A 20,567-nucleotide genomic window follows, 5' to 3' on the forward strand; every position below is an offset into this window, starting at 1 on the left:
CGGCTGCGCGACGGGAGGCGATGTGAGGTGACCACTCAGGACGTCAGGAGCGCGGACCGCACCACGGTCACCGAGGTCCGCGACACACACGGGCGGGTCTACCGCCTGGGCGAGACCGACCGGCAGTTGCTCGGTCACCCCCGGTGGACCATGGTGCTGCTGCCCTGGGCGGCGATGCTCGGCATCAGCATCTTCGAGTACGCCTTCGGAGCCGCCGAGACCACCCTCTCCGCGGCGCACCACTGGACGCACACGGACACGTTCTGGGTGCTGAGCGTCTGGGTCTTCTTCCAGGCGGCGGTGGCCTTCCCCGCGGGCAGACTGCGGGAGAAGGGCCTGCTCACCAGCCGGGCCGCGATGCTCTGCGGGTCCGTACTGTCCCTGGCGGGCTTTCTGAGCCTGAGCCACGCCGCGGACGTCTGGTGGGCGATCGCCGGGTTCGGCGTGCTGGGCGGCACCGGCGCCGGGCTGGTCTACGCGACCTGCATCAACACGGTCGGCAAGTGGTATCCGGAACGGCGCGGCGGCAAGACCGGGTTCGTCAACGGCGGCTTCGCGTACGGCGCCGTGCCGTTCATCTTCCTGTTCTCCTACGGCTTCGACGCCGACAACTACCGGACCGTCCTCGACCTGGTCGGCCTGTACGTGCTGCTGCTGACCGCCGTGGCGGGCCTGTTCTTCAAGGACCCGCCGAAGAACTGGTGGCCCGCCCACGTCGACCCGCTGGCCGTACCGCGCGACGCCCGTACCTCCGCCGCGCTGCGCAAGAACCCGCCCGCGGCGGCCCAGTTCACCCCGCGCGAGGCCGTCCGTACGGGCATGCTGCCCCTGATGTGGGTCTGCCTGCTGTGCACCGCCGGCGTCTCGATCTTCGGCATCTCCTTCCAGGTGCCGTACGCCAAGGACGCCGGGTTCGGGCCGCTGGTCGCGGCGTCCTCCATGGGCATCATGTCGGTCGTCAACGGGACGGGCCGGGGCGTGGTCGGCTGGCTCTCGGACCGGCTGGGGCGGCGGGTGACCCTGACGTACGTGTGCCTGGTCCTCGGCCTGGCCCAGTTCGGTGTCCTGTGGGCCGGGGAGAGCGCCAACCAGCCCCTGTTCCTCGTCTTCGCCTTCCTGTCCGGCTTCGGCGGCGGCGCGTTCTTCCCGCTCTTCGCCGCCCTCGTCCCCGACTACTTCGGCGAGAACAACAACGCGTCGAACTACGGCCTCGTCTACAGCTCGAAACTGGTCTCCGGCCTCCTGGGCGGCGGCATCGGCGCGGCGGTCGTGGCGGCGTGGGGCTACGAGGGGGCGTACGCGATTGCCGGATGCGTGGGCCTGCTGGCAGCGGGCCTGTCCCTGCTGCTGCGGCGGCCGGCGGGGAAGGGAGGGCCGGCCGGTCCGGGGTGAGGGCCGGGTTCGGCCCGCTCCGGGTGCGGGCGGACGTGCCGGGCCCGCTCCGGCCTACCGGGAATCGGTGGGCCGGTAGCGGGCCTTGACGTGGAAGCGCTCACCCTGGGGACCGAGGATGCTGAGGAACTCCACCGGCCGCGCGTCGGCGTTGCCGAACCAGTGCGGCAGGTGGGTGTCGAACTCGGCGACCTCGCCGCTGGTCAGGACGAGATCCTGAGCGCCGAGGACGATGCGCAGCCGTCCGCTGAGGACGTACAGCCAGTGGTAGCCCTCGTGCGAACGCGGGTCGGGCTCCAGGTCGGCCGGGCCCGCGGGAAGCAACTGCTTGAACGCCTGGAGGCCGCCGGGGTTGCGGCTCAGCGGGACGACGGTCATGCCGTTGCGGGTGAACGGCTGCGGGTGCACCCGCGGGTCGAGGACGGCCGGGACGGCGATCAGCTCGTCGAGCGGCATCCGGTAAGCCTTGGCCAACGGCAGCAGCAGTTCCAGACCCGGCTTGCGGTGCCCGGACTCCAGCCGGGACAGGGTGCTGACCGGGATGCCGGTGGTCTCCGACACGGCCGTCAGCGTGGCTCCGTGGCGGCGCCGTACCTCGCGCAGCCGCGGCCCGACCGCGGCCGGCACGGCATCGAAGTCGTCGCCTGCCCGCTCGCTGCCCACCGCTCCATCGTGCCCCCGTTTTGCGGTTTCCGCAAAGAACTTTGTCAGCCCGGTGGGAGAGGGCGCAGGTTGGGGGCGGAGGTGGTCACGATGACCCGAGAAACCCTAGATACCCGGGAAACCCGCGAAGCCCGAGAAGCCCGCGAAGCCCGCGAAGCCCGCGAAGCCCGGACGGGCCACGGCGATTGGTACGACGTGGTGATCGTCGGAGGCGGTCCGGCGGGCCTGAGCGCGGCGCTCATGCTGGGCCGCGCCCGGCGGTCCGTCCTGGTGATCGACGCCGGTGAGCCCCGCAACGCGCCGGCGGCGCACATGCACGGCTTCCTCTCCCGCGACGGCGCGCCGCCCGGCGATCTGCTGGCGGCGGGGCGGCGGGAAGTGGCCGGTTACGGGGTCGAGGTGCGCACCGGCCGGGTGCGGTCGGCGGTACGGGACGGCGGTCTGTTCGCGGTCACCGACGAGGCGGGGCGTACCGTACGGGCGCGGCGGCTGCTGGTGGCCACCGGGTTCACCGACGAACTGCCCGACGTCCCCGGCCTCGCCCGGCGGTGGGGTCGGGATGTGCTGCACTGCCCGTACTGCCACGGCTGGGAGGTACGCGACGAGCCGATCGGTGTCCTGGCCACCGGCCCGATGAGCGTGCACCAGGCCCTGCTGTTCCGCCAGTGGACCGACCGGCTCACCCTCCTGCTGCACACCGGCCCCCGCCCTACGGACGAGGAGTCCGAGCAGTTGGCGGCGCGCGGCATCGCGGTCGTCCCCGGCGAGGTGACCGGCCTGGAGATCACCGACGACCGTCTCAGCGGGGTCCACCTGGACACCGGCGAGCTGTTCCCGCTCCGGGCGCTGACCGTGGCGCCCCGCGCCGTCCCGGGCGCCGCTGCGGCCGCGTTCCTGGACTCCCTCGGGCTGGCCCCCACCGAGCACCCGAGCGGCATGGGCTCGTACCTCGCCGCCGGTCCGGCCGGACTGACGTCCGTGCCGGGCGTATGGGCCGCGGGCAACGCCGCCGACCTCACCGCGAACGTCCTCGCGGCCGCCGCCTCCGGCTCGGCCGCGGCGGGAGCGATCAACGCCGACCTCGTCGCCGAGGACACCCGCCGCGCGGTGCGGGCCCGTAAGGACCCGTTCTCCGTCGCGTCGGAGGCCCGCGTCTGCGAGCTGGTGGCCGGCGACCGACGCCACGGCCTGTGACCCCGACCCCTCTTCCTCTCCCCCAGGAGAAACACATGCAGGAGAACATCATGGACGCCCAGTTCTGGGACGACCGGTACAGCAGCCGCGACCAGCTCTTCAGCGGATCGCCCAACGGTGTGCTCGTCACCGAGATCACCGGCTGCCCGCCGGGGCAGGCACTCGACGTCGGGTGCGGTGAAGGCGCCGACGCCCGGTGGCTCGCCCGGCAAGGCTGGCAGGTCACCGGGGTGGACATCTCCGAGGTCGCCCTGCGGCGCGCCGCCGAGGCGACCGCGGACGTCGCCGACCGCGTCGCCTGGGCACGGGCCGACCTGGCCGTCACGCCGCCCCCGGCCGACGCGTTCGACCTGGTGTCCGTCCAGTACTTCCCGCTCGTGCGCGAGCCGGAGCACACCGCGCTGCGCGGGCTGCTGGCCGCCGTCGCCCCCGGCGGCACCCTGCTCTTCGTCGGCCACGACATGACCGGCCTGCCCGCACAGCCCGACTTCGATCCGGCCGACTACTACCGGCCCGCGGACGTCGCCCGGCTCCTCGACCCCGACTGGACCGTACAGATCAACGAAACCCGCCCCCGGACGGTTCCCGCGCCCGCCGGCACCCCCCACACTCACGACACCGTCCTGCGAGCCCGGCGCCCGCGCTGAACCGGACTTCGGCCGACTCGGCAGGCTCAGCAGGCTGAGCCGAATCAGCCGACTCGGCAGGCTCAGCCGACCCAGTGGGCTCGGCAGGCTCAACCGGCTCAGCGGACTAAGCCGGCTCAGTAGACTCAGCGGATCTCGACAGGCCCATCCAGCCTCAACAGTCCTCCTGGAACTTCACCGCCTCCAGTGTCACCGGCTGCCCCTCCAGCTTCGTGCCCGCTGCCGGGCTCTGTCGGCACACCTTCCAGTTGGACTCCACGAGCACCATCCGCCCGCGGCCCGACGCGTCCTTGACCGTGATGCCGGTACCGGCGTCGAGAGCGCGCCGGGCCACCTTCACCGACTTGTCCCGGAAGTCCGGCATGGCCGATCCGGCCGCGGCGGACGCGTCCGCCGCGGCCCCGGACCCGGCGTCGGTCTCGGGGCAGGACTCCGTCAGCTTCACCGCGCCGAAGTCCACCGTCCTGCCGGTGTCGGCCTGGCCTGGCCCCGGGGTCTGCGTACAGACCTTCCAGTTCCGGTCGAGCGCCTGCATCCGTCCGCGGCCGAGCGCATCATGACTGCGCAGCACCCGGAATCCCGCCGCCTGGGCGGAGTCCTGCGCGCTCTGCAACCCCTTCCCCACCAGATCGGGCAACGTGGCCTTCCGGGCCGGAGCGGGCCCTGGTGTGGTCTCCGCGGCCACACTGGGCTCCGCCACCGCCTTCGTGGGCGAGCCCCCACCGCCGTCGGCGCTCCCCGCGGGCTGACAGGCGGTGAGCCCGAGACAGAGCGCCGCGAGAGCAGCGGCGGAGACGGTGGTGCGGTGCATGGTTCCCCCAGTACGGGAAGGACGCCGGTTCAGAGACGACGCCGTAACAGACCGTGACGGAGACGGAGACCTCCGATCACCGGCAAGGGTTGTACGCGGAACCGGGGGAAAACCTGTTCGCGGGGCCGGGCGCGGCCGGTGGCTCAGTCCCACCCTCCGGGACGCGGTTCCGAGGGTGCGCCGAAGAGCGGCCCGTACTCGCCCCCGCCCTCGGTGGTCACCACGTACTCGGGCACAGTCCGCGAGGCGGCCTCGTGCAGCCGGACGACGAGGTCGGTGACCGGCACGACACGTAGCGAAAGAGCCTCGGCGACCCGGGCACGGTCCTCGGCGATCTCCGGAGCGTCCCTGGCCAGTTGCCGTTCGAGATGCTGGGCGGAGACCTGCATGACGGCTGCGTCACCGCCGCCGGAGAAGCCGAGACAGTCCCTCCAGTCGAGGCCGACGATGATCTCCAGCGCATCCGCCAGGTCGTCGGCGATCAGACCGCCTTGCCCCTCGGAGCTCGCGTACACCACCGGCCGACGGCCGTCTGTTTCAGGGCACAGGAAGTACGTCCCGCCTGCGAACTCCCCGGCGATCGGCTCCAGCGGCGCGCCCGAGGCGAGGCGCAGGCCGTCGCCGTTCCGCCGCCCGGTGTCGAAGGCGAAGGACGAGCGCAGCAGTTCCCGGACGTCCGGGGTGCGCTCGATCCGGTCCAGCAGACGGTTTCCCGCGGTCATGGCAAGGACGATAACGACGGCCACTGACAGCGGGGGTTCCCCGGACCGGCGGCCCTCGCCCTCTCAGCCGGACCTGAGCGTGTCGGGAGGACCGTCAGCCGATGGCCACATCGCGTCGGCCGGGGGCGTCCTCCCGGCCGACTTCCTGGTCCGCGATGGCTTTGTGGTGGCGTACGACCTCGCCGATGATGAAATTCAGGAACTTCTCGGCGAAGGCCGGGTCCAGTTTGGCGTCCTCGGCCAGTCTGCGCAGGCGGGCGATCTGGGTGGCCTCGCGGGCCGGGTCGGCGGGCGGGAGGTTGTGGCGGGCCTTCAGTTCACCGACCTGCTGGGTGCACTTGAAGCGCTCGGCGAGCAGGTGCACGAGTGCGGCGTCCAGGTTGTCGATGCTGCCGCGCAGGTAGAGCAGGCGCTCCCGCGCCTCCTCGTCGGCGACGGAGGTCGCGTCGCCCGCCGGTGGTGCGGTCCTCTCGCTCATGTACGTCTCGCCAATCTGGTCGTACCGGTGGCCCCGGTCGGGTAGCGCTGATCCTGAGCACACTACCCGGCCACCGGCGTACGGCTTAACCGCACGGTGCGCGCAGGCTCCGCAGATGGCGGGCGGAGCGGCGGGCGGTCGACAGGGAGCCCGCCGGGTTGGCGGCCGGGTCCACGGCGTCGTCCCGTTCGACGATCCAGTGGGCGCAGCGGCGGCCGCGGCGGTGTTCCACCGCGGAGAGGAAGCGGCGGTAGTCGATGTCGCCGTCGCCGACGTCGACCATGCGGTAGCCGTCCTGGGTGGCGGTGTCGTGCTCGCCGTCCTTGACGTGGAAGAGGGGGTAGCGGGCGGGCGCGGCCAGGACGTAGTCGAGAGGTTCGAAGGGGGCGGGGGTGCCGTCCGGACGCCGGGAGAAACGGTACTGCGCCACATAGGCCCAGAAGATGTCCATCTCGAAGAAGACGAGCCGCGGGTCGGTCTCCGCGAGCAGGACGTCATAAAGACGGACGCGTGGGTCGTCGGTGGCGAAAGCGAATTCCTCGGCGTGATTGTGGTGGTAGAAACGCATGCCGCGGGCCCGGGCGGCGGCGCCGTACGCGTTGAATTCGGCGGCGGCACGTTTCCAGGCGTCGACGGTGTTGCCGTACCGGTCGGGGCCGGACGGGGTGCCGACGTACGGCAGGCCCAGGGCCTCCGCGTCGTCGAGGACCCTGGTCAGGGCGGTGGCGAACGTGTACGCGGTGGGGTCTGCCGAGGCGTACCCGACGTGGCTGCCGATCCCGCGCAGGCCGTTGTCCCTGAGGAGCCGCCTGATCCGGCGCAGGGTGATCGCGCCGGCGGAGCCCTGGGTGTAGCCGGCGAACTCGACCTCGTCGTAGCCGTACCGGGCCAGCTCCTCGAAGACGCGGGCGAAACCGAGGGACGAGGTCTGGTCGCGGAGCGTGTAGAGCTGGATGCCGAGGCGGCCGGGCGGGAGTACGGGGCGGTGGAGGGGGTGCCGGGCGGGAGTCGCCGGGGCGGCGGACTGGGCGGCACGTGCGGGGGCCGATCCGGTGGTGAGGAGTGCGGCCGCCGAGGCGCCGGCGGCGACGCCGAGGAATCCGCGGCGGTGGAGGGTGCGTCTGAGGGCGGCTTGCTGCGGGTCGTCGTGGCTGTGTCGGTGGAACGGCATGGTGGGTGGGCTCCTCGATCGGTGGCCGGTGGGTGGGCGAAGCGGGTTGTCGGTGGGTGGGCGGTGGGTGGCGGGGCGCGTTGTCGGTGGCTGGCGGGGGCGCGTTGTCAGTGGGTGCGGGCAAGATGAAGGAGCAGTGACTTCACGTCGGTGGCGGCGAAGGGGGTGTGCAGGGGTGCGTCGGGTGCGGAGCAGATGAGGAGCGGGCCGTCGGCGGGGTCGGCTCCGGCCGCGGGGAGCAGGCCGTGGCTACCGCGTACGGGCTCGGGGTCGAGCGGGACGACCGCCATCCGGTAGCGGAGGCCCGCCTTCTTGCGGGCCAGGGCGGTCGCCGCGCGCAGGCGTACGTACGGGTCCCGGGGGTCCATGAAGAGTTCGGCCGGGTCGTAGCCGGGTTTGCGGTGGATCTCGACGAGGCGCGCGAAGTCGGGTGCACGGGCGTCGTCGAGCCAGTAGTAGTAGGTGAACCAGGCGTCGGGCTCGGCGAGGGCGACGAGTTCGCCGGAGCGGGGGTGGTCCAGGCCGTACGCCTTCTTGCCTTCGTCGTCGAGCAGCCGGTCCAGGCCGGGCAGTCCGGTGAGGGCCGCGCGGGCCGCGTCGAGGTCTTCGGGACGGCGTACGTAGACGTGGGCGATCTGGTGGTCGGCGACGGCGAAGGCCCGGGAAGCGGTGGGGTCCAGGTATTCCATCCCGTCCTGCGTGTGCACCTCCAGCAGGCCGGAGCGGCGCAGGGCGCGGTTGACGTCCACGGACCGCCGGACGGGCCGGATGCCGTATTCGGACAGGGCGACGACCGTGACGCCCGCGGAGCGCGCGTCGGACAGGAGGGGACCGATGACGGTGTCGAGCGCGGCGGCGGCCACGGCGGCGCGGGGGTCGTCCGGGCCGTACCGCTGCAGGTCGTAGTCGAGGTGCGGGAGGTAGCAGAGGGTGAGGTCGGGACGGCGGGTGTGCAGCAGGTGGCGGGTCGCGTCGGCGATCCACTGGGAGGAGGGGAGGGATGCGGTGGGCCCCCAGTAGGTGAAGAGGGGAAAGGTGCCGAAGCGGCTGGTGAGTTCGTCGTGGAGGGACGGCGGCCGGGTGTAGCAGTCGGGTTCCTTGCGGCCGTCGGCGTAGTAGACGGGGCGCGGGGTGACGGTCCAGTCGGTGTCGGCGCCCATGGCGTACCACCAGCAGACGTTGGCGACCGTGTAGCCGGGGTGTTCGCGGCGGGCGGCGTCCCAGACCTTGTCACCTGCGACGAGGGCGTTGTGCTGGCGCCAGAGGTGGACTTCGCCGACGTCCCGGAAGTACCAGCCGTTGCCGACGACGCCGTGCCGGGCGGGCGTCGCGCCGGTGAGGAACGTGGACTGGACCGTACAGGTCACGGCGGGCAGCACGGTGTCCAGCGGTGCGGTCGCGCCGGTGTCCGCAAGCGCCTGGAGGTGCGGCATGTGGGCGAGGAGGCGGGGGGTGAGGCCGACGACGTCGAGGACGAGCAGGCGGTTCGGTGCTGCGCTCATGGGAGTTCCTTGAGTCCGAGGTCGGCCAGCAGGTCGCGGGCGAGGGCGAGTTCGGCCGCGATGCCGTCGGCGAGGCGGCTTCTGCTGCGGGGGCGCAGGCCCGGCGGGAGGGCCTGCCAGGTGTAGGTCTCGACTTCGAGGTGACAGGTGCGCGGTACGGACCCGCCCACGAGGAGGGCCAGCGTGTCCCGGAGGACAGGGAGGGTGGAGGTGAGCGGCGGCTCGGGCGGGGCGTGCAGCGGCACGTGGAAGTGGGCGCGCCACGGCGCCGTGTCCGGCAGGCCGCCGGCGGCCTCCCCCGCCAGGGCTTCGTCGAGATCGTCCGTGGCGCGCAGCCGCCCGTCGGAAGTGCGGGTGCGGGTCTGGTGGAGGAAGCGCGGTTCGGCGAAGGCACCCAAGGCGGCGCGTACATCCGGGCGGTCGGGGTGTTCGGCGTGCAGCGCGGCGGACAGTTGGACCTTGACGACGGGGATGCCTGCCCGGCCGAGGGCTTCGAGGGCGGTGTGCGGGTCCTCGAAGGAGGTGGCGAGGTGGCAGGTGTCGACGCAGACACCGATGCGGTGGGCGGGGGGCGCGGCGGGCCGGGACGGCTCGGCGGGGCCGGCGGGGCTGGGTGACTCGGCGAGGCCGGCGAGGCCGGCGGGCCCTGGTGGCTCGGCGGGCCCGGACGGCTCGCTTCGTCCGTGTCCCAGCGCCTCGACGGCGTCGGCGGTGGTTTCGACGAGACAGCCGGGCTCGGGCTCCAGGCCGACACGGACGGACCGGCCGGTGAGTTCTTCGAGGGCGTCGAGCCGGCCGGCGAGGGTGTGCAGGGCGGTGCGAACGGTGGCGCGCCGGGTGGCGGCGTCGCGTACCGCGTCGAAGTCGGTGCGCCAGGCGAGGGGCAGGGTGGAGATCGTGCCCTCGGTCATGTCGTCGGGGAGGAGCGCGGCCAGCAGCCGGGCGAGGTCGGCCGTGTGGTCCAGGCGCGCGGGCTCGGTCCAGTCGGGCCGGTAGACGCGGTATTTGACGTGGCTGTCGCCGAAGCCGCGGTACGGGAAACCGTTGAGGGTGACGACTTCGAGGCCGCGGAGGTCGAGTTCACGACGCAGCCCGCGCAGTGCGGCGGGATCGTGGACGAGCGCGCGGGCGGCGTCGCGGGCCAGCCACAGGCCGATACCGAGGCGGTCCCGGCCGAGCCGCTTGCGTACGGGCTCGCAGTGATCACGGAGTTGGGCGATCACCCCGTCCAGGGTCTCGGCCGGGTGGACATTGGTGCAGTACGCGAGGTGGACGGTCGAACCGTCGGGGTGCCGGAAGCGCATGGCCCGCCCCCTCTCATTCCCCGCCGCGGAGGATGGAGTTGCCCTCGTGCAGGGCGCCCGGCGACGGCGTACTGAGGTCCAGCCGGCCGCTGAGCCCGTAGAACTCGACGGGGTTGCGCCACAGCACCTGGTCCACGTCGTCCTCGGTGAACCCGGCGGCCAGCATGGCCTCGCCGACGCGCCGCGTCTTCAGCGGATCGCTGCGGCCCCAGTCGGCGGCGGAGTTGACCAGTAACCGGCCGGTGCCGTGCAGACGCAGGATGCGCACCATGCGGTCGGGGTCCATCTTGGTGTCCGGGTAGAGGGAAAAGCCCAGCCAGCAGCCACTGTCAGTGGCCTCCCCTACCGTTGTCTCATTGAGATGGTCCAGGACGACGTGATCGGGGGGCAGATCGGATTCACGCAGGACGTCGAGGGTGCGCCTGAGGCCCGCCGCCTTGTCGCGGTGGGGGGTGTGGACGAGGGCCGGCAGGCCGTGGTCCACGGCGAGCTGGAGCTGGGCGGCGAGGGCGGTGTCCTCGGCGGGGGTCATCGAGTCGTAGCCGATCTCGCCGACGGCGACGACCGGGTCTTTTACGAGGTAGCGGGGCAGGGCTTCGAGGACGGGGGTACAGCGGGGGTCGTTCGCCTCCTTGGGGTTGAGGGCGAGCGTGCAGTGGTGGGCGATGCCGTACTGGGCGGCACGGAAGGGTTCCCAGCCGAGGAGGGAGTCGAAGTAGTCGAAGAAACTGGCGGGCGAGGTGCGGGGCTGCCCCAGCCAGAAGGAGGGCTCGACGACGGCGCGGACACCCGCGGCGTGCATGGCTTCGTAGTCGTCCGTGGTGCGGGAGGTCATGTGGATGTGCGGGTCGAAGATGCGCATCTTGGTCTCCTCGCGGGCCGGGGGAGGCGGGGCCGGTGGACGGGGCTGGGGACGTGGAGCCGGTGCGCGTGCCGGGGGCCGGGCTCGGCACACCGGTGAGGACAAGTGCGGGGACGCCGGTGCCGGACTCGGGTGCGGGGCTCAGGTGCGGGGCTCAGGCGCGGTGCGGTGCTGGAAGGGAGGTACGGGAGGTCGCAGGGGGACGTCGGGTGAGGAGGCGGGGTCGGGAGCGGTGGCGGGCGCGGCTGCGGGCGCGGAGGCGGGAGGGGGCGTGGAGGCGGGAGGGGACGTGGGCGTGGAGGCGGGAGGGGACGCGGGCGTGGAGGCGGGAGGGGACGCGGGCGTGGAGGCGGGTGCGGGATCAGGGTCGAGGTCGGGATCGGACGGGAAAGGGGGTGCGTGTGGGGCGGTGGATGCGGACGGTGCGGTGAGGTCCAGGACGCGCTGAAGGTCGGCGGGTACGGGGCGGTACGCGGCAGTGCGCTCCCGGGCGTACGCGGTGAGCATGTGGGCCAGCTCCGTATCGCCGCGGGCACGTTCGGCCAGGCCGGCCACGGCAGTCACCGGGACGCCGGTGAACAGGCACTTCAGTACGGCGTGCCGCCAGGTGTGCGCGTCGAGGTGACGGGCGGCGTACGGGCCCACGGCGGCGGCGACCAGCCGGGTGTCGTCGGTGCGCAGCGCGTCCTCGACGAGCGGCCGGGCGCTCGGGCCGAGGTCCAGGTGGGGCAGCGCCATGAGCACGGCGCGGCGTTCGGCGGCGGTGCCGTGCTCGTAGAGCCGGGTGACGGTACGGGTGTCGGCGCGGGCCGTGTGCAGGAGCAGGATGCGGGCGGCCTCGGCCGCTTCCCGGTCCCGCGCGTGCGGCGGCTCACGACGGGTGCAGTGCCGGCCCGCCGAGGCGAAGCGCATCTCCCACACGGGCGGGGCGTATGCCGTGTAGGAGAGGGCGGGGCCGCTGCTGCTCGCCGGGGCCCGGGGGCCTGCGGTTTCGGCTGGTGCCGCGGTCCGGACTTCGGGCGCGGCTGGTGCTGCGGTCCGGGCTTCGGCTGCGGCTGCGGCTTCGGCCGTGGCTCGTGCTGTGGCTTCAGCTTCGGCTCCGGCTCGTGCTGTGGCTCGGGCTTCGGCTGCGGCTCGGGCTGTGGCTGTGGCTCGGGCTTCGGCGTGTGCTTCGTCCAGCGCCTCGTCGAGCCAGGCGCGTGCGGCGCCGCCGAGCCGGTCGCGCAGGGCCGTCTGGAGCTGGGCCATCCATGCCTCCGGCGTCAGCATCGCGGGTCTCCTGCGCTCGGGACGGACGGGTGTGAGGGGACGGTGGCGCGGGCCGGTTCAGGGGTGCGGGTGGGGCTCGGTGGTCCGGTGTCAGCGTGGGCGGGGTCGGTGTGGGCGGGGTCGGTGTGGGCGGGGTCGGCGGTGCGCAGGAAGGAGAGGGAGGTACGGGCGAGGTCGGGGCCCGCGTGGGAGTGGCGGGGCAGCTCGACGCTGACCAGGCCCTGGTAGCCGGTGTCCCGGAGCGCTGCCAGGACCGGCGGGAAGTCGATCTCCCCCGTGCCGAACGGGAGATGCTCGTGCACGCCGCGCCGCATGTCCTCGATCTGGACGTGCCGCAGCCAAGGCGCGGCGGCGCGGACGCACGCGGCGGGCGGTTCGGGCTCCAGGCACTGGCAGTGGCCGATGTCCAGGGTGACGCCGAGGACTTCGGCGGGCGGGGCGTCGAGGGCGGCGCGTAGACGGTGGAAGCCGGCGAGGTCGGAGAGGAGGTGGCCCGGTTCGGGTTCGACGGCGAGGGGGATGCGGGCGGTGGCGGCCGCATCGAGTACGGGGGTGAGCGCACCGGCGAGGCGGTGCCAGGCGTCCGGTTCCGGCGTACCGGAGGGCCGGGGCCCGCTGAAGCAGTGCACGGCCGTGGCGCCGAGGTCGGCGCCGACGCGGACCGCGGTGCGGAGCAGGTCGACGCGGGCCGTACGGGCGTCCGGATCGGGATCGAGGAGAGTGGGGTGGTGCTTGCGCCGGGGATCGAGGACGTACCGGGCGCCGGTCTCGACGGCGACGGACAGGCCCAGGGTGTCGAGGCGGCGTGCCAGTTGACCGGTGCACGACGCGAGGTCGGGGGCGAGGGGGTCGAGGTGCATGTGGTCGAGGGTGAGGGCGACGCCGTCGTAACCGAGGTCGGCCAGGAGGGCCAGGGCGTCGGTCAGCCGAAGGTCGGTCAGGCCGTTGGTGCCGTAGGCCAGGCGAAGCGGACTCGTCGTGGTCATGTCGGGCTGACCTTCCGGGACAGCCGCCGGGCGGCGGGCACCAGAGCCAGCAGTGCGGCCCCCGTTCCGGGAGCGCCGGCCCGGGCCGCGAGAGCCGCCTGGAGCGGGATCATGGCGCGGATCCCGCTGCCGACGGCGCGCTGGAGCAGGTAGGGCGAGGGATTGAGGGCCGCGTGGAAGAAGGGGCGGGCGGCGGTCCCGGCGTAGAGGACGGCGGCGGCTCGGGCGAGGGGCCTGGCGAGGGATGCGGGGAAGGCGTCGGGGAGGGCGTTGGCGAGGGGCTTGGTCACCGGGTCGGTGACGGAGGTGTTGCCGTTGGCACCGACAGTCCCGACGGGCCCGATGGACCTACTAGCACCATAGAGCTCACTCGTACCACCGGATCCACTAGAACCACTGGGACCACTGATCCCCCTCGCCCCTCCGACCACCCTGCCCACCGCAGCCACTACCCCCAACGCGGCCAGCGGCAGGGCCGGCGAACTGCCCTGCGCTTCGCGGCGCGAGACCGTGGTGACCGCGAGCGTGTGCGTGCCGAGCAACGCGGCCGATGGCAACGCCCTCCGCAGCGTCCATATCGCCCGCCCCGATCGCACCGGAGCCACCGAAGCCGCGCCCTGCAGTACGTCGAGGGCGCGGGCCCAGGCCATGGCGAGCGGACCCGCCGGGGTGTTCTTGAGGTGGAGGTCGTACGCCCAGACGGTGGCGGCGAGCGCCGTGGCGGTGACGAGGGACGGCCGACCGGCCGCGGCCGCCAGGGCGAGGCCCGCCCCCGTCAGCCCGGCGGCCGCGCCGAGGGCGGCGGCCGGGGCGATGCGGCCGGACGGGATGGGGCGTCCTGGGCGTTCGACAGCATCGGTGTCGCGGTCGGCCCAGTCGTTGAGCGCCATGCCCGCCTCGTAGAGGCAGAGCGAGGAGCCGGTGGCGAGGAGGGTGCGGCGGCCGGGCCGGGCGCCGGCTGCCGCGGCCCCCGTCAGCAGGTCCCCCGGCACGCTGAACAGGGCGGAGACCCGGAAGAGTTCCAGCCAGGGAGAGGAGGCACAGGAGGCACGGATCGGCGCGACGCGTGAGGGAGAGGGAACGGAAGAGACGTCGGCGGGGCCGGTAGGCCCGGTGGCGGCGGTCGGCGGGAGGTTCATCGGCGGATCCGGAGGTCGTGGGCGAAGGCGAGGAGTTCGGCGTACTGGTCGGCCAGGGCGGCGGACCCGCCGTCCGGGTCCTTGAAGTAGAAGCCGAGGGGGCCGAGGGGCCCGGAGATGCCGGCCGCGTGCGCGGCGGCCACCAGCCGCACCAGGTCGAGGACCAGCGGCGCGGCGAGCGCCGAGTCGCAGCCCTGCCAGACGGTCTGGAGGATCATGCGGTTGCCGAGGAACCCTTCGAAGGCGACGTGGTCCCAGGCGGTCTTCCAGTCGCCGAGGGCGGGGACGTTGTCGATGTGCACCTCGCCGGGCGGTGCGGCGCCGAGGTTGTCCGCGAGGACGCGTGCCTTGCCCGCGTTCTTGGCGGCCGCGGCCGCCGGGTCGGTCAGGGTGGCACCGTCGCCACCGCCGAGCAGGTTGGTGCCGGACCAGGCCCGGACGGCGAGGGCCCGTTGGGCGAACATCGGGGCGAGCACGGAGCGCAGCAGGGTCTGTCCGGTCTTGCCGTCGCGGCCCGCGTACGGCAGCCCGCTGCACACGGCCATCTGCTGGAGCAGCGGGTGGTGCATCCCGGTGGAGGGCGTGAAATTGACGTACGGACAGCCCGCGCGCAGCGCCGCGTGCGCGTAGAGGGAACTGGGCGGAAGGCGGTCGTCAGCGCGCTCGCCCCCGGCCGCGGGCTCCGTGGAGGCCACGTTGACGACGACGGCACGGTCGAGTGCGTGGGTCCGCAGGAACGCGCGCAGGTCGGCGGTGAAGGCGGTGACCAGCTCCCGGTCGTCGCGGTCGTCGCCGGGGAGCGGGCCGCCGGGCCGTACGGCTTCGTCCGCCGCGACCAGTTCGGCGCGTACGGCGTCCGGCAGGCCGTACGGGAGCACGCCGCCGGCCGCGAGTTCCTCGGCCCGCTTGGACAGCGGGTACGAGGTGGTGTCGTGGCCGCCGAAGACGAGGGCGGACAGTGGCGGCAGCGGGACTCCGTCGAACGGCGCGGTCTCGGTGACCATGCCGGTCGGCGGGTGCAGCCCGGCGGCGACGGCGGCGCAGCCGGCGACCACGGTCGTCGCGACCGATCCCCGCGCCCCGACCAGCCACACCCCCGTGCGCCCACCACCGCCCCTGAACTCCCCGCCAGAATCCAGCCGGCCACCGCCACCGTCCCCAGCCCCCTTACCCGGCCCCGACCCGCCACCACCCCCAGCACCCCAGCCCGGCCTCAGCCCACCACCACTCCCAACCCCCTCCACACCCATGCCCGCCTCCGCCGTGCGCTCCGCCCCCACCGCCCACTCCGACCCCGTCATCATCTGCCGCCCTTCGCCGCCGTCTCGTACTCCTTCACCCGGATGGTGCGGAAGGAGATCCGGTCCTCGTCGCCGTGGTTCTGGATGCCGATGTGGCCCTGGCGCAGGCTGCGCGCCGGGTCCGTGTTCGTGAAGTCGTTGATCTTGCGTCCGTTGAGGAACACGCGTAGCCGTTCGCCCTCGACCCGGAGTTCGTAGGTGTTCCACTCCCCCGGCGGGTTGAGCGCGGCGTCGCGCGCCTCGGTGTCGGCTGCCTGGAATCCGTAGACGGAACCGGTGGTGCGGTCCGGGGCGTCGGTGGCGTCGATCTGGATCTCGTAGCCGTTGTTCACCGCTGACCAGGGGTCGTCGGAGGGCGGAAACCCGAGGAAGACCCCGGAGTTGTCGTCGCCGTCGGCGCCGGACATCTTCCAGTCCAGTTTGAGGGAGTACGACCCGAACTCCTTTGCCGCGTACCAGAGCAGACCCATGCCGCCGGTGGAGGTGAGGGTGCCGTCCTCCAGGGCGAAGGAGCCGGGGCCGGCCTGTTTCCAGCCACGGGTGGAGGTGCCGTCGAAGAGGGGCCGGTAGCCGGTCTCCGGGCGGCAGTCGGCCTGTGCGGCGCCGGTGGCCCAGCGGATGCCGCCCAGCAGGTGCGTGCGGAAGGCGGGGTCGGCGAAGGACTGACGGGTGTGGCCGCGGCCGGTGTAGAAGGCCCGGCCGCCGCGGTACTCCTGGCACCAGGCGATGGGGTGGTCGCCGCGCATGGTGCCGCCGTTGTAGGTGGACTCGTCGAGGGTGGCGAGGACGTGGGCGCGGGTGCGCGGGTTGCTGCGGTAGTTGTACCACTCGTCGGTGCGGTTCCAGACCTCCGCAAGGTGGGCTGTGGCCGGGTGGGCGCGGTCCTCGACGCGTACGGTGGCGGGCTGCACGGCGGGGTGGGACTGGAAGTAGGCGCCCGCCAGTTCGCCGTAGAAGGGCCAGTCGTACTCGGTGTCGGCGGCAGCGTGCACCCCGACGTATCCGCCGCCGCGCGCGATGTAGCGTTCGAACGCCTGCTGCTGGGCGGGGTGCAGCACGTCTCCGGTGGTGGAGAGGAAGACGACGGCGGCGTACCGGGACAGGTGCTTGTCGTTGAAGGTGTCGGCGTCCTCGGTGACGTCCACGGTGAAGCCGTGCTGCTTGCCGAGGGCCTTGACGGCGGCGATGCCGTCGGGGATCGAGTCGTGTCGGAATCCGGCGGTCTTGGAGAAGACCAGGACCCGGTGCGCGTCGCGTTCCGGGGCACGGGTGGTGCCGGCGGACAGGGCCGTGGTCGCCAGCAGGGCGGCGGCGGCCGCGGTGGTGGCCAGCCGGGCAAACGGGTGCATACGGGGTCTCCTTCCTCCGGCCACGGGGCGGGCGGCCGGCGGTTCCGCGTCCGGTCGTCCCGGGCGCCGCCCGCCCGCCCCGGTGGCCACCTGGGGTCAGCCGGTGGTGAAGGTGAAGTCGTCCAGGTCGTAGAGGGCGCCGGTGCCACTGCCCTTGAAGACGAGGTAGAGGGTGGTGGTACCGGCCGGGGGTTTGCCGCCGAGGGCGGCCGAGACGTCGGTGAAGGTCTCCCAGCCGCCGGTCACCGGTACCTTGACGCTGCCGAGCAGCCGTCCGTCCGCCCGGCCCGTACGGATCTCCAGCGTGCCGCCGGACCCGGCGGAGGACACCCGGGCGGTGAACTTCTTGGCGTTCTTGACGAGGTACGGCTGGAACGCGATCCAGTCGCCGTCGTGGATGTCGCCCACGGTCCGGCCGCCGTGCGCCGGTGTGTGGGTGATGACCTGGACGCCGCGGGAGGTGCCGAAGTGCTCGGCCTGGCGGTGCCGGGGCTGGGTGACGGCCTGGTCGTGGGTGGTCAGCGGCGGCTGGCCGTTGGCTCCCCGGTCGGTGTACTCGGCGTCGAAGACCCCGAAGATGTTGGCGTCGGGGTCGTGCTCGTGGTCCGCCGAGGTCTGGATGGTGCCGGAGCAGCCGGTGGCGGAGGTGACGGGGTGGCCGTGGCTGTCATGGCCGAGGATGTGGGTGACCTTGACCTTGGCGCAGTCGACGGTGCGGTCCTCGGGGTCGGTGACCTCGACCTCGAACGGGACCTTGTCGCCGAAGGTGAAGAGCTGGCCGTCCCCGGGGAGTCGCAGGGTGACCTTGGGAGCGGTGTTGCCGACGGTCAGGTACACGCTCGCCGTGCCGGTGCGGCCGCCGGGGTCCTCGGCGGTGACTGTCGCGGTGTAGGTGCCGTTCTTGCGGTACGTGTGGGCGGGGTTCTGCTGCTGCGAGGTGGTGCCGTCGCCGAAGTCCCAGGTGTACGTCAGCGCGTCGCCGTCCGCGTCGGTGGCCGAGGCGGTGAACTTCGCCCGGAGCGGCGCCTGTCCGGAGGTACGGTCGGCCTTGGCCTCGGCGACCGGTGAGTGGCCGCCGGTGGCGTTCTCGATGCGGTAGAGGGCGGAGTTCTCGTCTCCGTTGAAGTAGCCGGTCCCGTAGTCCAGGACGTACAGCGCGCCGTCCGGGCCGAAGGCCATGTCCATGACCTGGGTGCCCTTCCAGGGGAAGGCGTTGATGGTCCGCCCGGTGCCGTCGGCGGCCTGTTCGATGCGCTTGATCCAGCGGCGTCCGAACTCCCCGGCGAAGAAGTTCCCGTCGTACGCCTGCGGGAACTTGATCTGCGAGGTGGAGGCGGCGTCGTAGCGGTAGACGGGTCCGGCCATCGGGGACTCGGAGCCGGTGCCGAACTCGGGCACCGACCCGCCGTCGTACGGGATCCACGCGGGCTGGGCGGCCGGCAGGTCGGCCAGCCCGGTGTTGCGTGGCGAGGTGTTCCTGGGCGCGGCGCAGTCGAAGGGGGTGCCCGGGGTCTCGGTGGCGAAGTCGTAGTCGACGTAGGCGTCGTTGTCGCCGGTGCAGTACGGCCAGCCGTAGTTGCCGGGCTTGGTGACACGCGCGAACTCGACCTGGCCCGACGGGCCGCGCTTCGGGTCGGCGGTGCCCGCGTCGGGCCCGTAGTCCCCCACGTACACGGTGCCGGTGGGCTTGTCGACGCTCATCCGGAAGGGGTTGCGGAAGCCCATCGCGTAGATCTCGGGCCGGGTCTTCGCGGTGCCGGCCGGGAAGAGGTTGCCGTCGGGAACGGAATACGTGCCGTCGGCGTTGACCTTTATACGCAGGATCTTGCCGCGAAGGTCATCGGTGTTCCCCGCACTGCGCTGGGCGTCGTAGGCAGGGTTGCGGATCGCGCGCTCGTCGATGGGCGTGTAGCCGTCGGAGGCGAACGGATTGGAGTCGTCGCCGGTGGAGAGGTAGAGGTTGCCCTGTGCGTCGAAGTCGATGTCGCCGCCCACGTGACAGCAGATGCCACGGGAGGCGGGCACGTCCAGGATCTTCTTCTCGCTGGCCGGGTCCAGGGTGCCGTCGGCCTTCAGGATGAAGCGGGAGAGGCGGTTGACGCCGTCGAACTTCGCGAAGTCCGCCGCGGTGCCCTCGTCGGGGGCGTCGCCGGAGGGGGTGTCGAGCGGGGGCGCGTAGTAGAGGTAGACGAAGCGGTTGGCGGCGAACCCGGGGTCGATGCCGACACCCTGGAGGCCCTCCTCGTCGTGGCTGTAGACGGGCAGCTTGCCGGCGACCTTGGTGGTGCCGCCCGCGTCGGTCAGGCGAACCGTTCCGTCGCGGGAGGTGTGCAGCACGGACCGGTCCGGCAGCACGGCGAGCGTCATCGGCTCGCCCGTCTCCGGCTCCCCCTTGGCGAGGGTGACCTGCTGGAAGTCCTCGGCGGCGGCCGCGGCGGACTGCGTCGCGCCCGCGGCCGGTACGGCGGTGGCGGCCGGGACTCCGGCCAGGGACAGGGACGTGGCGGCCAGCAGCGCGCTCGCGAACAGGGCGAGTGCCGGGCGCAGGGTGCCTCGGCGTGATCTTCGGTGCACGGTGCCTCCCTTGCGGGTGGGTGGGCGAAGGGGTGTCGCTCGGCCATGCGGCCCGGCCGGGGTGCGCGCCTGGGGGGGCACCTCCCGGCGGAAGCTGGGGAGTCGCGATGCCCGCGGAGATACGTCGTGAGCGCCCGGTCCTCAGCCGCCGGACGGGTCCGCTCCGAATGCCGCGTCGAACGCGGCGGCGGGCGGCTCGTAGTCGTACGACTTGAGGTGGGCCAGCGCTTCGGGCGCGCCCTGGAGGCGGTCCATGCCCGGGTCCTCCCACTCGACCGACACCGGGCCCTCGTAACCGATCGAACGCAGCATCCGGAAAACGTCCTCCCAGGGCACCTCACCGTGCCCGGCCGAGACGAAGTCCCAGCCGCGGCGCGGGTCGCCCCAGGGCAGGTGGGAGCCGAGACGGCCGTTGCGGCCGTCCAGCCGGCGCCGCGCTTCCTTGCAGTCCACGTGGTAGATGCGGTCCCGGAAGTCGTACAGGAAGCCGACCGGGTCGATGTCCTGCCAGACGAAGTGGCTGGGGTCGAAGTTCAGACCGAAGGCGGGCCGGTCGCCGACCGCCTCCAGGGCGCGGCGGGTGGTCCAGTAGTCGTACGCGATCTCGCCGGGGTGCACCTCGTGGGCGAAGCGCACGCCCTCCGCGTCGAAGACGTCCAGGACCGGCCCCCACCGCTCGGCGAAGTCCGTGTAACCGGCGTCGATCGTCGAGGGCGGTACGGGCGGGAACATGGCGACCAGGTGCCAGATCGCGGAGCCGGTGAAGCCGACCACGGTCCGTACGCCGAAGGCCGCGGCGGCGCGTGCGGTGTCCGCCATCTCGGCGGCGGCCCGGCGCCGTACGCCCTCCGGCTCGCCGTCGCCCCAGACGCGGGCGGGCAGGATGGCACGGTGCCGCTCGTCGATGATCGCGTCGCAGACGGCCTGGCCCACCAGGTGGTTGGAGACGGCCCAGCACTTCAGGCCGTACTTGTCGAGGAGCCCTCCCCGGGTGGCGAGGTAGCCCGGCTCGGCGAGGGCCCGGTCCACTTCGAAGTGATCGCCCCAGCAGGCGAGTTCGAGGCCGTCGTAGCCGAAGTCGCGGGCGAGCCGGCAGACCTCTTCCAGGGGCAGGTCGGCCCACTGGCCGGTGAAGAGCGTGAACGGTCTGGCCATACGTGACTCCTCGGGGCGGGCGGACGAGTGGGCGGGCGGGCGGAGAGG

17 protein-coding genes and 1 pseudogene are annotated in these 20,567 nt (G+C 73.0%); 3 read left to right on the top strand and 15 right to left on the bottom strand.

The features are described from left to right. Positions 1-27 precede the first annotated feature (27 nt). On the top strand, positions 28-1,392 hold the full coding sequence (locus AB0A97_RS13340) for an OFA family MFS transporter (protein WP_361148447.1): 1,365 nt from the start codon (positions 28-30) through the stop codon (positions 1,390-1,392). Positions 1,393-1,446: 54 nt separating this feature from the next. On the opposite strand, the gene AB0A97_RS13345 is transcribed toward AB0A97_RS13340, so the two are convergent. Beyond that, positions 1,447-2,055 (bottom strand): XRE family transcriptional regulator, encoded by a 609-nt coding sequence (locus tag AB0A97_RS13345; RefSeq protein ID WP_361148449.1) that lies wholly within the window; start codon positions 2,053-2,055, stop codon positions 1,447-1,449. A gap of 90 nt (positions 2,056-2,145) precedes the next feature. Between AB0A97_RS13345 and AB0A97_RS13350 the strand changes: the two genes are divergently transcribed. Both AB0A97_RS13350 and AB0A97_RS13355 read left to right on the top strand, forming a co-directional pair. Beyond that, positions 2,146-3,249 carry an NAD(P)/FAD-dependent oxidoreductase gene (locus AB0A97_RS13350; RefSeq protein ID WP_361148451.1) on the top strand — a complete coding sequence of 368 codons (1,104 nt, stop codon included), beginning with the start codon at positions 2,146-2,148 and terminating at the stop codon, positions 3,247-3,249. 50 nt (positions 3,250-3,299) lie between these two features. After that, positions 3,300-3,896: a class I SAM-dependent methyltransferase gene (locus AB0A97_RS13355; RefSeq protein WP_361148812.1), complete on the top strand. Its 597-nt coding sequence runs from the start codon at positions 3,300-3,302 to the stop codon at positions 3,894-3,896. 154 nt (positions 3,897-4,050) lie between these two features. Here AB0A97_RS13355 and AB0A97_RS13360 read toward each other — a convergent pair whose 3' ends face one another. The 14 genes and pseudogenes from AB0A97_RS13360 to AB0A97_RS13425 form a co-directional block, all read right to left on the bottom strand. Further along, on the bottom strand, positions 4,051-4,707 hold the full coding sequence (locus AB0A97_RS13360; protein WP_361148453.1) for a PASTA domain-containing protein: 657 nt from the start codon (positions 4,705-4,707) through the stop codon (positions 4,051-4,053). Between the two features lie 143 nt (positions 4,708-4,850). Continuing rightward, positions 4,851-5,429: a hypothetical protein gene (locus AB0A97_RS13365; protein ID WP_361148455.1), complete on the bottom strand. Its 579-nt coding sequence runs from the start codon at positions 5,427-5,429 to the stop codon at positions 4,851-4,853. 94 nt (positions 5,430-5,523) lie between these two features. Continuing rightward, positions 5,524-5,907, bottom strand: a complete 384-nt coding sequence (locus AB0A97_RS13370) for a chorismate mutase (RefSeq protein ID WP_361148457.1) — start codon at positions 5,905-5,907, stop codon at positions 5,524-5,526. An 85-nt stretch (positions 5,908-5,992) separates the two neighbouring features. After that, complete coding sequence (locus AB0A97_RS13375; protein ID WP_361148459.1) at positions 5,993-7,078, bottom strand: sugar phosphate isomerase/epimerase; 1,086 nt, start codon at positions 7,076-7,078, stop codon at positions 5,993-5,995. 107 nt (positions 7,079-7,185) lie between these two features. Further along, entirely contained in the window at positions 7,186-8,580 is a 1,395-nt protein-coding gene (locus AB0A97_RS13380; RefSeq protein WP_361148461.1) for a nucleotide pyrophosphatase/phosphodiesterase family protein, read from the bottom strand. Further along, positions 8,577-9,884: a metabolite traffic protein EboE gene (eboE, locus tag AB0A97_RS13385; RefSeq protein ID WP_361148463.1), complete on the bottom strand. Its 1,308-nt coding sequence runs from the start codon at positions 9,882-9,884 to the stop codon at positions 8,577-8,579. The genes AB0A97_RS13380 and eboE overlap by 4 nt, the downstream gene beginning before the upstream one ends. 13 nt (positions 9,885-9,897) lie before the next feature. Next, positions 9,898-10,746, bottom strand: coding sequence for a TatD family hydrolase (locus AB0A97_RS13390; protein ID WP_361148465.1), 849 nt, complete (start codon positions 10,744-10,746; stop codon positions 9,898-9,900). 420 nt (positions 10,747-11,166) lie between these two features. Beyond that, positions 11,167-11,679: pseudogene (locus AB0A97_RS13395) on the bottom strand (EboA domain-containing protein); the annotation flags it as partial. A 329-nt stretch (positions 11,680-12,008) separates the two neighbouring features. After that, positions 12,009-13,001 carry a sugar phosphate isomerase/epimerase family protein gene (locus AB0A97_RS13400; protein ID WP_361148467.1) on the bottom strand — a complete coding sequence of 331 codons (993 nt, stop codon included), beginning with the start codon at positions 12,999-13,001 and terminating at the stop codon, positions 12,009-12,011. Next, entirely contained in the window at positions 12,998-14,140 is a 1,143-nt protein-coding gene (locus AB0A97_RS13405) for an SCO3242 family prenyltransferase (RefSeq protein WP_361148469.1), read from the bottom strand. Before AB0A97_RS13405 ends, AB0A97_RS13400 begins: the two co-directional genes overlap by 4 nt. After that, positions 14,137-15,279, bottom strand: a complete 1,143-nt coding sequence (locus AB0A97_RS13410) for an inositol-3-phosphate synthase (RefSeq protein WP_361148814.1) — start codon at positions 15,277-15,279, stop codon at positions 14,137-14,139. Before AB0A97_RS13410 ends, AB0A97_RS13405 begins: the two co-directional genes overlap by 4 nt. Positions 15,280-15,440: 161 nt before the next feature. Beyond that, positions 15,441-16,790 (bottom strand): ThuA domain-containing protein, encoded by a 1,350-nt coding sequence (locus tag AB0A97_RS13415; RefSeq protein WP_361148471.1) that lies wholly within the window; start codon positions 16,788-16,790, stop codon positions 15,441-15,443. A gap of 96 nt (positions 16,791-16,886) precedes the next feature. Further along, positions 16,887-19,364 (bottom strand): PQQ-dependent sugar dehydrogenase, encoded by a 2,478-nt coding sequence (locus tag AB0A97_RS13420; protein WP_361148473.1) that lies wholly within the window; start codon positions 19,362-19,364, stop codon positions 16,887-16,889. Between the two features lie 141 nt (positions 19,365-19,505). After that, on the bottom strand, positions 19,506-20,519 hold the full coding sequence (locus AB0A97_RS13425; protein ID WP_361148475.1) for a sugar phosphate isomerase/epimerase family protein: 1,014 nt from the start codon (positions 20,517-20,519) through the stop codon (positions 19,506-19,508). Positions 20,520-20,567 lie beyond the last annotated feature (48 nt).

Source organism: Streptomyces sp. NPDC045470, assembly GCF_040646595.1.
In the GTDB taxonomy this organism is placed as follows: Bacteria; Actinomycetota; Actinomycetes; order Streptomycetales; family Streptomycetaceae; genus Streptomyces.